A 12,751-nucleotide genomic window follows, 5' to 3' on the forward strand; every position below is an offset into this window, starting at 1 on the left:
TATTGAAACATTAAAAGTATTTCCCTATTTTAAATCATTATTGTCTTTTAATGTAATTGTGTACTATGACCACCATGAACCTTCTCATTATAGACGACCATTCTCTTTTTCGGAAAAGTCTCATTAATACCATCAAAAACAATCTTCCGTTTCAAAACATCTACGAAGCCTCGAACAGGCTACAGGCATTAGAGGTTTGCAAAAGTAAACTGGTGCACATTGTGTTGCTTAACATCAACATGCCGATCCTGGAAGGATTCGAAACGGCCAAAAGCCTGCTGCAACGCTCCATTGTCAGTCGTCCGTACGTCATTGTCCTGACGCTCTACAGAGAAGCATCCATTATATACCAGCTGCTGGAACTGGGCGTACACGGTTTCGTGAATAAAGATTGTGATTTGAAAGATCTCCTGGCCACAATCGAGAGCGTTGTGAAAGGAAACCTGTGCTATCCGCAAGAATACAACGACAAGCTCAAGAAAATGATCCACCAGGGCACACAGCCATCCCTGATGTTGTCCGCGCAGGAACGCAGCCTTATCCAGCTTATCGGACAAGGGAAAACAAACAAAGAGATCGCACAACTGGAAAACTGCTCTGTCCGCACCATCGAGTCAAAACGCCTCAAGCTTGAACGAAAGCTCCTGGTAAGGAACGCCGCCGAGCTGATCGACTATTCCTACAGAAACGGCATCCTGAGCCTCTAACTATTTCAGGCACCAGGCCTTTTCTTCAAGCTTCACCAGCTTCGTTAATAATTTACCCGGATGCCCACCAAAGAACGGTTGGTCCAATTGCCGCTGTGCCGCCCGTGTCAGGACATCAATATTGTTATCCTCGTAAAACATGATAATAGCCGTCAGCCAATCTTGTAATCGTTGCTCATCACTGGTGACCACAATAAAGTCGCGCAGGTATATGGCCAACGTATTAAAAAATGAAATACGCGCCGAACGCTGCGTTGCGTTATCTTCCTCGCCTACATAGGAACGCACTGTATCAAAGATCAACTGGCATAAGAGCGAAAATCGCATGTCCAGATAATCTTTGTTGTAGCTTCGGATGCCGGGCGCCTGCACCGTGTCAAACAACGGCGACGCACCGGTCATCAGAAAACAGATATTGTCGAGCACAACCTTCATCCCTTCCTCCGGACGACTCATAGAAAAATATACCCGTGCCAGATTGTGATACTGCGACACGCGATCAAACACCAGGAAATCAAAACCCCGGGCTTCCAGCCGTTGGTTGTTCACGACCGTAGCCTGGATCAGGGCGATGGCCGTATCCGTCTCTCCCCTTCGGTAATGAAATAACGACTTCGATCGGTTATAGACATTGTTTAGGAACGCCATCAACAACGGATGATCCGCACGGTTGATTGCCGCCATCAGGCGCTCGCCCTTACTGAAAAGGTGATTTGCCAGCAGATACCGCCCACGCGTCACTTCCGCGGCGGCGTCTGTAAAAAACTTTGACAGGAGGTAAAGTGTCTGGCGCTCGGGGGTCGCGAGCACCTTGTTCAAGGCCCCGAGGTACATCTTCACGTAGGTATTGTTCTCCACTACTTCGCTTTTGCTCCAGCGAAAGCGCTCGTTCACTTTCTTGGCAGCTCGTCTCATAGTCGTCCTGGGGCTAATGCGTATTTGAGTCTTACCTTCTCGCCAAAGTTGTGCACAAACGCCGGGCACGAATCGTCGCCCGGGCCTTTATCAACCTGTCCACCACACATCGGTAAATAGGTGCAGGTAGAGCAGGCGATGGTATGCGCACGGAGCTGCTCCACAATTGTATTGTCGTACAAGCGTCGGTCCATGGTATTCGAGGGACCAGACAACAAATTTTCGACCGTATATTTCTGAATATGCGAAACTATACCGGCATCACTTTGTTTCGAGTACGTACACGAAGTGCCGGGCAGGAGATTGAGGTGCAGCTCCAACCTACGCAAGTATTGCAGCAACGTGTCCTCGCCGCCCGCGCCATAATCGTCCACCGCAGGATATATCCGCACGTTGCTATACGTGGCCAGTGCTTTTAACGGAGCAGCCAAATCTCGTAAGACCGACGCATCGTCCGTCCAGGGTATCCGAACGTCTGTCAATATCGTTTGCCATCCGGACTGCCCTACTAACGCTTGTGCTTGGGTTAAGGCATGTATTGTTTCGTTCATGTCTTCTCTCTGATCGAATGCAAAAACAATGCGCGCCACCTGCGGCAAGATCGTATCATACAGTTGAGCCTCCTGTATGTCCAGGATATCGTCAAACACCAGGCAGTATTGGACATCTATCGTATCGCCCGGGCTATGAGCGTCGACGAGATCCTCGACAAATTGCGCCACGCGCAGTGCATTGCCACGGCCCGCATCGGGCACGGTCACTTTTAACGTCTTACGAAAAGCCTGATCACTTGTATCGATCAGTCCCTGCAACAATCCTTTGAACGTATCGGCAAATGCGGGGTCGGTAGTCAACGTCAAATCGATGCACACTTCGGCCTCCTGGTTGCGGGTGTCGCCCGCCATGCACACTTTCCGCGCGATAATTTCCTCCAGCTCATCTTCGTCGGCGGGTATGATCATCTCGTGAAACATGAGAATGTTAAAAAGATGATCGGGCAGTATCTCAAAGTTTCCTGCCTCCACCATAGTCCACACATAGTTGGTCAACGTTATACCCATGCCCTTGCGCGTAGAAAATATCATCCGAAGGCTCTTGGGTGTATCCTCCTGATCTAACGGTTCGGATACCGTCATATATTTTGATAGTTTAAAGCTCATGCGGGTTGGAAGTCATGGTTCCACGCCATCGTCATGGGAAACGCCGACGGCCCGCGCAGCATATAGGGAATGCTTTTCCACTGGATCTTATTTCGCTCAATATTATACGCCTTTGTCGCGCTGATAAACTTGCCCAGGCCAACACCGGCTTGCAATTGCGCCAACCCGGCGCCAATACACCGGTATGGCCCTGCGCCAAAGCTGAGGTGCGCCGGCCGGCGTTGCAAGTCGATCTGGTCGGGATTCGAAAATATTTTAGGATCACGGTTAGCCGCCCCGACACACACCAGCAGCATGCTGCCCGAGGGGATTTTTGCTTCACCTACCTGCACACGCTCCTTGGCAAACATCAGCAGGAACTGCACCGGGCTGTCATACCGCAGCAGCTCATCCACACCACTGCTGGCAAGACGCGGGTCTTTACGCAACGTATCTTGTACCGCTTCGTGCGATTGCAGGGCAATCACGGCGTTGCCCAGAAACTTCATCATGTTTTCATGACCGGCATAAAACAGAAAGACAACCAGTGACAGAATAAACGATTCATCCTCGCCGTCAGTACAGGCTTCAATCAACGCGCTGCACAGGTCGTTATCGGGCCGTGCTCTTTTCTCCGCGACCAGCGCGCGCAGGAAGTTGATGAACGCCGATCCGTCACCTGACTCCGGGTGGTAGGTTATGTATTGGGAATAGCCGCCGCTTTGCAATAAGGCGCCGACGATATCCGAAAGCGCTTCGACCTTTTCTTTCGGCACACCGATGATCCGGCTAATGGTATCAAACGTAAAGGGATGTGCAAAGTCCGCCATAAACTCGATCTGATCCCTGCCCCGCAGCCGCTCCACCACCCGGCTGGCTTGCTGGTGCATGGCCTCTACTTCGATCTTCATATTCTTCGCGGCCAACGCATGCAGCACCTTCTTGCGATACGGGGTGTTGCTGTCCGGCGCATAGGCATAGAGCGTCTTCGACATCTGCCCCTGCTCGGAAAACATCATCGACTGCGTCTGGGGGTCTTGTCCCCAATGCGAGATGTCCGGATGCTTGAGAATGGCCACGGCATCTTCATACTGCGTGATGATCCACTGCATGGGCGAGATGCGATACACCGGCGTACGCTCCCGTAACTGTTGATACGCCGGGTAGGGGTTGTCTACCGGAAACGCCATCGGTGGCGACTGTAACAAGGCCAGAATGTCGTCTTTATTCTTCGTCATAGGTGAACGGGTAGAAGGTTAGGGGTCGGGTGGCAAAATCGAGACGGAGCTTACTCGCTGCGCAGGGAGTGCACCGGGTTTTGTTTGGCCAGCTTGACAATCAGGAACGATACCGTGCCCAGGCAAATGAGCAGCATCAGTACGACCGCCACGAACGGGTATACTAACGTGATCGGTATATGATCGCCATACACAACATCAAACAGCATCTTCGTCGAGAAAAGGCTGAGCGGAAAACTTATCGCCAGCGCAATGACTAATATCCAGATAAAAATACGTACCACTTTCCTGACCAGCCGGCCCGTGCCCATGCCGAGCACCTTCATGATACTGTAATCTTTCAACCGGCTCATGACGTTAAAATATACCAGGCCAAAGAGTCCGAAGCACGCCAGTGTTACGGCCAGGAAGGCCGAGAAGAGAATCACTTTGCCATGCCCGGAGATCAATGCAAAGTATCCCTGAAAAGCCTCGTCCTGATGATATCCACCGAAGGGAACCTCCGGCGATACTTCGTGCCACAGTGACCTGACATGAGTCAACACTTTTGCCGACGCGCCTTGCGCCACCCGGACTACCACATAATGATAATACCGGTCCTCCAGCGCCAGCCGCAGCACCGTGGGCTCCACCCGCGTCTGAAAGTTGCCGGTATGAAAATCAGCCACGACGCCGGTAACGTAATACGTCTCGTCCTCCATCTTGAGGGTATGATTTAAGGGATCGGGCCAATTCATCTTCCGCGCGAACGCTTCATTGATGATAACATTACGATGGCCCGCTTCCTGGTTCACGGCAAAAGAGCTGCCTTTCACTACGCGGACCCCCATCGTTTCCAGGTAGGTACTATCGACGTCAAGCAATAAAGACTTGACAGCATCTCCTTCTACCTGCACACTCACATCCTGCACGTTATAGCCAATATGTTCCTGCGCGCTCGACAAACGCATCACATCCGGATGCTGCGGCAACGCCTTTACAAAATGTTGATACGCACGCTCGTCGGCAGGTGCAACCACCAGCAGATCGCGGTGGTCATAGCCCCAGTCCTTGCTCTTTTGAAAGCGTTCGTTGGCTACAAAAATGATAGCCGCCACGATATAGAGGAATGATAGTTTAAATTGAAAGAACAATAAGAGCTTCGAGAAAAAGCTCTTCGTCCCCAGGCTCTGCCGGCCGGACAAGATGGTGACCGGTTTGAAATGCGATATATAAAAAGCTGGATAGGCACCTGACAGCAGCGATGTAACGGCCAATAAGCCCAGGAAGAACAGCCACAACGAGCCGTCGCCGATTTCAAACTCCAGCCCGATCTGAAATAAACTGTCAAATCCCGGCAGCAGTAAGAATCGCGCCAGAAAAATACCGACGATCAAGGCAAAGCAGTTCAATACAATATTCTCTACCATAAACTGCAGCATGATGCTGGTGCGCCGGCTGCCAATGACTTTGCGGATGCCAATTTCCTTGAGGCGGGTAGCAGCCGTGGCCGTGGCCGAGTTGATATAATTCAGACATGATAAGGTAATCAGCAATAGCCCCATTATACTCAAGGCGACTTTGCCGGATGGCGGCCCGTAACCCTTGGCGATGTCGCCGCGAATGCGATAGCTCTCACGTGCCAGGGTGCTCAGTGCTTGAAAGCCATAGCGCTGAATGGGTGCATCGACATGCACGGCGTTGTAGGCCGTCACAGCCTCTTTTAATCCATCCGATAGCGTGAGAGCACTTGTACGAGCTTTTATAAACGTAGCATCGCACAAAGTCTTCCAGTCGTCGGGTGCGCCGCCGACCTTGTCCCAGGTGCTGTTGTTGATCAGCATGCTAAAGTCAAAGCTCCGCTTCTTTGGGAACGCATCGGCTACACCACCCACCACGGCCGACGCCTCATAGCCATTGTCAAACCGGAGCTTCACCACCTGGCCAATGGGGTTATCCTGACCAAAATACTTCTGCGACGTCTCTTCACTCAAAATAACCTGTGCAGGATCCTTTAGCGACAACGCACTCCCCCATTTCATGGAAAAGGTAAAGACATTAAAAAACGATGCGTCGGCGAAGGTCACCTGCTCGTACAGCGGCTCTTTGGACTCCACCTGTACGACAGCATTTCGTTGGTTCAGACGCACCATCTCTTCGACCTGCGAGAATTGATCTTTCAACGCCTTCCCTACCGGGAACGACACGCGGCCATAGACATCGACGGACTGTTTACTTTCTTCCGTCTGTGTGACCAGGAAAATGCGGTCTGCATCGGTATGGAAATGATCGACGTTATATTCGAAGTTGATAAAAATAAAAATAACAATGGCGCAGCCGATGGAAAGTGACAAGCCGAAAATACTAAAGACTGACAAGATCTTATTCTTGCGAATATTCCTCAACCCGAGTAGAATGAAGCTTCTGATCATAACCGTGACAATATTTATTTATACCTAAAAAAGTCTTCTTCTTTCAATACAGCATCAAAGTTGCTCAACGTGCTGGCCAATTGTTCGCCTGGCGTTGTCCGCAGCAAGTACCGGAACTGCATGTCTTTTAAAATACTATACTTCAACGGCGGGCAGGCCACATTATCCTCCACCCATGACTTGGGACACCCACCCCCGCACACCGGCAGCAGCCGGCAGGTGTGACACGGGTATTTATCCGTGTCGCGTACACTGGTGTACCAGTCATTGAAAGGCTTCTCTCCCGTTTTGGGCGTTGCCTCTCCTAATTTCCCCAATTTGTAACCTTTGTCGTTGTAATAATCCGCATAGGGTATCTCCGTGCAGTTGTAAATATTTCCATAGGCGTCGTATACTTCGCTTTCGCCGCCTGTCGCAATACAGACCATTTTGGTTCTGCCATATGCTCCGGAGTCAAACGGATACCCCAGCTTGATCTTGGCGATCTCCCACTTCATCCGCTTCATGGCAAACTGCTCTTTGGTCAACGAGGTCTTATGCGCCTCATTCCCGCCCCACGAATAAATCCCCACGAAGTATAAATTGGCAATCCGCGTGTGTAGTCCGTCTGATGCTATTTGCTGTATCAGTGGCTCTACTCCGGCTACGTTGTCATAGCTCACGTTACACCGTATCGTTACCTTGCACGCAGCCCTGTCAAAGTCTGGTCGTAGCAAAATCCTCTTCAGGTTTTTGTAGATCACTTCAAACGATCCACCGCCGGCCTTCAGGTATCGCTGGCGGTTGTGGTGCTCCTCTATTCCATCCAACGTAACTTCCACACGGGTTACACCAAAATCTCTGACCAGCTCGTCAAAGATGTCGTCCTTTAAGCTCAGTCCATTCGTGACAACTTTGCCCGTTACCAGCACGCCCTCTGGCAGCACCTGGCGCAGCTTTTTATTAATGGCCCGCATTTGCGGCAAGCCCATCAATGGCTCGGCGCCAAACCACCCGATGTGCAGGGTTTTATAACCACCCCGCATAAACTTATCATGTATCCTGTCGACCAGCGTGTCAATGAGCGGATCGGCGATGTTATTCTTCGTATGCTGCTGACCACAATAGTGACACCCCAGCTGGCAATTTGCTGATGCCTGGATAACCTCGTACAACTGGCTTCGCTCATGATCAATATAATCATTATTTTCCTGAACGATAGACTCCAGCTCATTTTCTTCCGCATCCACCAGGATATTGTTGGCTACCAGCTTCTCACGAATGGGTTCCGGAATATTATCGACCAGGTCGTTTTTTAGGAACTCCACACAAATATCATTCACCAGCACCATGCGCCCCGACCGTGTCGAAAGCATCAACCATTGGCCCGCCTCGTTCACTGGTCCCGAGGCAATTGTATAATACGACAGTTTAAGGCTTTTCATGACGAGGAAAGTATTTAAGGAAGACCTTTTTGTAAACAGACTTGATCAACAGATAATAAAACAATCCCGGTATGGCTAAGCTTACCACCGAATCTTTGAACCACGAAAAGTTTACAACGTCGGACCAGGTAATCAAATCCCGCAGGAAGAGATACAGGTTGTAGGGAAAATAGATCACGGATTTATAGTTGAACAGCACCATGTAAATCAGAAACAACACCAGGAAGCCAACACTCAACAAGCCATATACTGCCAGGAAAATGGTATGACGTGTCGGCCGCCACCTGTTCTGCATCCCTGCAATACGTCCCAACATCAGCCGGGCCGACTCAATCGACCGCGACCGTAGATTGGCCACGGCCAGTGAATCGCTCAGGGCCCAGTAGCCATCGTAGCGTAAAAACGGATTGAGGTTGATCAGGACCGAAAGGGCAATGAGGTACGAGAGTGTAACAAACATCAACTGCGACGTAATCAAAAAGACAACGGCCAGGCAGGCGCAAATCAACACCTGGATATAAATACCCCCGAGGTCGACTATAATCCGCTCGTCTTTACGCAAGCGCCAGGCATCGGTCACGTCTGAATAAAATACCGGTGTAAATACATAAAACCCAAAACCGATCGCTCCACTTCGCGCGCCAAAGCGGTCGCACGCCGCCGCGTGCCCGAACTCGTGCAACAACAACCCGGAATAGTGTATCACCATAAACATCACCAGAAAGTTGGGATCAATGCTATGGTATACTTCTTTCGGGTCGATCGACACCATAAATACACCAGTCAGTAGCGCTAGCGACAAGGCAAACGCTGTATAAAACACTTCTTTGTGGAACAATGCCAGGAAGAGCGGCGTGATTCTCCGAACCACGAAGAAAGGGATCAGCGTGATCTTAAACTTAATATAGCCATCGGTAACACGCAATCGTTCCTGCGAGTCGTCCCTCAAAATACCATAGCCGGAAAGTTGTTTCGTAAAGATGGTGATCGTATCCGTCACCGACAGCTTCACATCGCTTTTCTGGTTAAACGCAGCCGTGAGCTGTTCGATGTTTTTGATGCCGTCGATCTCGTCCAGTAACTCTTTGACAAAATGATTGACATTGAGCTTAATGGGCTTCTGTAAATCATCAATGCACAGTGTGTACGTATGCTGGTTAAACCGAACATACGAACAGTTCGGCACAAGCTGCGGAACGTAATACTCATCCACTCCCATCACGCAGCGCTTAAGGAACTGTACCGGCTCAAGGCCTGCTGCGAAACAGCGGTCGTAAATAAGTGCGCAAACTCACCCGTGACAGTGTTGCCACCACCCTGCCGGTTGACTTTGAACGAGGTATTATTTGTCGTCCACCGCACCACATCCGGATTGGGAATCGCCAGGAAAGTCGAGCCCTCGAATGCGCCGTTCGTATATTGATTTTGCAACATCCAATTCTTCATGCTCTCCACCGGCTTGCGATAACGGTTGTAAAGCTCCTGCGAAGCACAACATGCGTCCAACACCAAAGCAGTATAAAACACGCTTTTCTGTTTCAACACATCGCATGAAAAACTTCCATCGCTATTCTGCTTTTTCAATAAGAAATCCAGCGATTGCAGGATCGCAGGATCGAGCTCGCCCTGCTCGGACACCATTCCCTGTACAATGTACGATGTCGGGTAAATACTGGATGTCCACCAGTACGGCTGCCAGGCACCATTCCGGGCACGCGTCTTCGTAAGATATTCTTTCAACGCCGTAAGCTCGGAGGCATACTCCTGCCGGTTGGGCAACTTGCTGAGAAAATAATACGCCAGCGCACTGACGCACACATGCGCGTGGATCCATCCTTTGACTTGATTTTTTCCTTTTAAGCCGAGGTTGCTTACCAGCGAGTAGTGTTCTGAAGAATAGGTGCCAAAACCCCCTTCGCGCGTCTGGCCCTTCAGCCATTCTTTTAAATCGGCATCGATCGAATGCCCTGCCTGGCTTAGCGCCAACAGGGCGCAGGTCGATGAATCGTAATCGAACGTCCACTCTGTATTGTACCCCCACAAGTTTCGGTCTTGCTTGTTCTGTGCCAGGAAGCCCGCAGCTTTTATAAAATTATCAGAACGATTGTCGAGGTGTGCGGCGATAAAGCCGGTCGCCCACACGTTGCTCATGCCCTGCATGTTGGTCACTTCAAACCAGGAGCCGTCAGCATTCTGCATATTTGCAATGTACTCGCGTGCCACCCGAATGGAATCCTCCAATCCAAAAGAGGACAGTGTATAGGCGCTATTGACCCGATCTACATATTTATGAATACGATAGGCCTGTATATTTACCTTGAAATAATTGATGCGATTCCGTAGTGTTTCGATAATGCCGATGTATGGCTGCAGGTGGACATGATAGTCCTGTAAGACATCGATCGCAAGTTGATAATACTTTTTGGAAAGCACCAGCATCGCTTCTGCCGTCTCGGACGTAAACAGGTATTTCTCCAACATCTCCGGCGTGTGATCCTCCAGGCGCAGCTGGTGTTCCTTCATCCACTTATGCAGATACATATGACAGATGTTATTCTTGCGGTGAACGAGGTCCTTTTTAAAGTCCTCGAGGTCGTCATGAATACAGCGGGCGATCGAGAAGTATTCGATGGACTGGATCAACAACGCATGCAGCGCGGGGTTTTCTTTCCGGGCCTGATAGGCATCGGCGGCCACTTTTGAAAAAGCACACTTACCGATGGCCAGCTTGCAATAGCCGTCAAACTCCATGTCGAGGTTATAATGCTTGTCCATCAGGATGCTGCCCAGGAACTCTTTGTTCCGGCGATCCCACAGCTCCCAAAACAATGGCTTCTTTCCAAAATGGCGGGAGAGGATCTTCAAGGCCTCCTCATGATAAATGTGAGTTTTTAGGTGGACCATGCTGGCATCCGCCCCTTGCGGATTCTCGTCGTCCTTATCAATAAGCCTGTCGACGCAGAGCAGATACTGGAAATATAAAAATCCCGAGAAGCAAAGCTCGTCCGCAAAAGCTTCGCTACGTTCGCCAAATACCTTTCGGAATAACGAGGGATACAGAAGGTAAAACTCCGAATCAAAAAAATCCGGAGGAAAAACAAAGATCTTTAACCCGCCCGGCAACTGAATGTGATCGTCCAGGTAATTATTAAAGGATTGCTTCAGCCGGTCGATGGTACCGGCGGAGTTCTTCAACCCTATCTTGCTTAAGCCGAGCATAGGTGTATATGGGTTTAGGTGAATGATGTCGTTTGGGAAAGGACTCTCTTGCGAGAGCCCTTTCTGAAATGGTAGAATTACTTCGTGCTGCAACCAGCGTCGCCAACCCAGCAAACGCCGTTGCTGCCGGCAGCAGCGTCGATGCTGTCTGTCAGCGCAGTCATTTCGAGACGATCTTCAAGTTCTTCAACTTTGAAGAGTTCCAGTTTTTCGGCCTCAGAAAGATCCTCGATCTTTTTGAGAAGCGGTTTTTGATTCTCCATTATTAATTAGGGGTTTATCTCAACAATTTTTGCATTAAACAGTACATACGTAAACACCCTAACGATCTAATCATACATCTATCCCACATCGTACAACTACGATCAAACCCGACTTCACCACTCGGATTATCAAAAAACCTCTCTCAATTTAGTAATTGCTCTAAAGAAACCTACATAACCTCCGTAAAAATCGCTCCCAAACAATCGTAGTTTTACGATATACCTAGCAGTATATACTACGATCTACCGGAAATATAAGGTACCTTAAATATAAGGTATATATCCACTAAAAACAAAAAAAAGGCCGCCTGGACTAATATCCAAGCGGCCCGGCACCGGCCTTCAGACCGGTAAATCACTATACTCGTTCCACGCCCAACCCCGGCTTCTCCGAACAATACATATACCCATCTTTCAAAATAAACCCACCCTTCACCACATCACGCGCCAAATCCAGGCTTCCATCCAGATCAATATACTTCGTATTCGAACAAGCATAGGCCGTGTGCAACGCCGCCGTAATACTTACAATGCTTTCATCATTACATCCCCAGAACAAATCAACATCTTCATGCAGCGCGATATCGGCAATCTTCAACGCCTGGCTGATCCCGCCACACTTCATTAACTTGATATTAAAGATTGCCGCCGCCTTCGGAGGCTTGATCAGCTCCAACGCGTCCGCCGGTGTAATCAACGACTCATCTGCCGCAATCACATTCCGCACTTCCTTTGGCAGGCCTTTCATTTCATTGATATCGTGTGCTGGCAGCGGTTGCTCGATCAGCTCGATATTCAAATCATATGCCCGCCCATAAAATTCAATCGTCTGCGCCACCGTATAGCCCTGGTTCGCATCGATACGAATAACAATACTCGCCCCAAACTTCTCCCGCAGCTTCATCACCCGCTCGACATCTTCATCGAGGTCCTTGCCCAGCTTTACCTTCAGTACTTTAAAGCCACGCTGGATATAATCTTCTGCCTCTTTTAGAGTCTCCTCCACATTCTTAATCCCAATCGTATTGGACGTCTGCAGCTTCTTGATCTTCTGCCCCAGGAACTTCACCAGGGGAATATCCAGGTGTTTCGTAAAGGTATCGTACAACGCGATGTCGAGTGCCGCGCGCGCAGAAGGGTTGGCCGGAAATTTCTTCCAAATCTCAAAAGTCAGTTGGTTGATCTCGCGAATGTCGCGGCCGATCAGAAACTCCAGGTTCTTTTCTTCCAACGCTTCCAGGCACTGGTCGAGGGTCTCACCTACCACGTACTCGCTGGGGTTTCCTGCGCCGATGCCCGTAACACCGTTGTCGAGCGTGATCTCTACAAAAGCATTGCGCACCTCATCAACAGTTTTAAACGCGATGGTGTAGGGCTTGGTGTTGCCCAGGTCCACGCTCCATACGCGGATGTCTTTTATTTTGGCCATGTATAT

Annotated in this window: 10 protein-coding genes; 1 reads left to right on the plus strand and 9 read right to left on the minus strand. The window is 49.8% G+C overall.

Annotation, left to right across the window (positions count from 1 at the left end; translation table 11 throughout):
- Positions 1-74: 74 nt before the first annotated feature.
- The gene (locus K7P01_RS28130; RefSeq protein ID WP_267297930.1) at positions 75-707 is read left to right on the plus strand and encodes a response regulator; all 633 of its coding nucleotides are present in this window, start codon (positions 75-77) and stop codon (positions 705-707) included.
- Here K7P01_RS28130 and K7P01_RS28135 read toward each other — a convergent pair whose 3' ends face one another.
- From K7P01_RS28135 to K7P01_RS28175, 9 genes are all read right to left on the minus strand, one after another.
- Positions 708-1,622 (minus strand): hypothetical protein, encoded by a 915-nt coding sequence (locus K7P01_RS28135; protein WP_267297931.1) that lies wholly within the window; start codon positions 1,620-1,622, stop codon positions 708-710. It lies immediately after the preceding gene.
- Positions 1,619-2,758 (minus strand): hypothetical protein, encoded by a 1,140-nt coding sequence (locus K7P01_RS28140; RefSeq protein WP_267297932.1) that lies wholly within the window; start codon positions 2,756-2,758, stop codon positions 1,619-1,621. Before K7P01_RS28140 ends, K7P01_RS28135 begins: the two co-directional genes overlap by 4 nt.
- A gap of 20 nt (positions 2,759-2,778) precedes the next feature.
- A complete protein-coding gene (locus K7P01_RS28145) occupies positions 2,779-3,999 on the minus strand; it encodes a cytochrome P450 (RefSeq protein ID WP_267297933.1) in 1,221 nt (406 codons plus the stop codon).
- Positions 4,000-4,049: 50 nt separating this feature from the next.
- Complete coding sequence (locus tag K7P01_RS28150; protein WP_267297934.1) at positions 4,050-6,410, minus strand: ABC transporter permease; 2,361 nt, start codon at positions 6,408-6,410, stop codon at positions 4,050-4,052.
- A gap of 14 nt (positions 6,411-6,424) precedes the next feature.
- Complete coding sequence (locus tag K7P01_RS28155; protein WP_267297935.1) at positions 6,425-7,834, minus strand: radical SAM/SPASM domain-containing protein; 1,410 nt, start codon at positions 7,832-7,834, stop codon at positions 6,425-6,427.
- Positions 7,821-9,053: a hypothetical protein gene (locus tag K7P01_RS28160; protein ID WP_267297936.1), complete on the minus strand. Its 1,233-nt coding sequence runs from the start codon at positions 9,051-9,053 to the stop codon at positions 7,821-7,823. Before K7P01_RS28160 ends, K7P01_RS28155 begins: the two co-directional genes overlap by 14 nt.
- On the minus strand, positions 9,053-11,053 hold the full coding sequence (locus K7P01_RS28165) for a prenyltransferase/squalene oxidase repeat-containing protein (RefSeq protein ID WP_267297937.1): 2,001 nt from the start codon (positions 11,051-11,053) through the stop codon (positions 9,053-9,055). The genes K7P01_RS28160 and K7P01_RS28165 overlap by 1 nt, the downstream gene beginning before the upstream one ends.
- 77 nt (positions 11,054-11,130) lie before the next feature.
- The gene (locus K7P01_RS28170) at positions 11,131-11,316 is read right to left on the minus strand and encodes a hypothetical protein (RefSeq protein WP_267297938.1); all 186 of its coding nucleotides are present in this window, start codon (positions 11,314-11,316) and stop codon (positions 11,131-11,133) included.
- Positions 11,317-11,674: 358 nt separating this feature from the next.
- Complete coding sequence (locus K7P01_RS28175) at positions 11,675-12,745, minus strand: mandelate racemase/muconate lactonizing enzyme family protein (protein ID WP_267297939.1); 1,071 nt, start codon at positions 12,743-12,745, stop codon at positions 11,675-11,677.
- Positions 12,746-12,751 lie beyond the last annotated feature (6 nt).

The sequence above is a fragment of the Parachryseolinea silvisoli genome (genome assembly GCF_021190955.1).
In the GTDB taxonomy this organism is placed as follows: Bacteria; Bacteroidota; Bacteroidia; order Cytophagales; family Cyclobacteriaceae; genus Ohtaekwangia; species Ohtaekwangia silvisoli.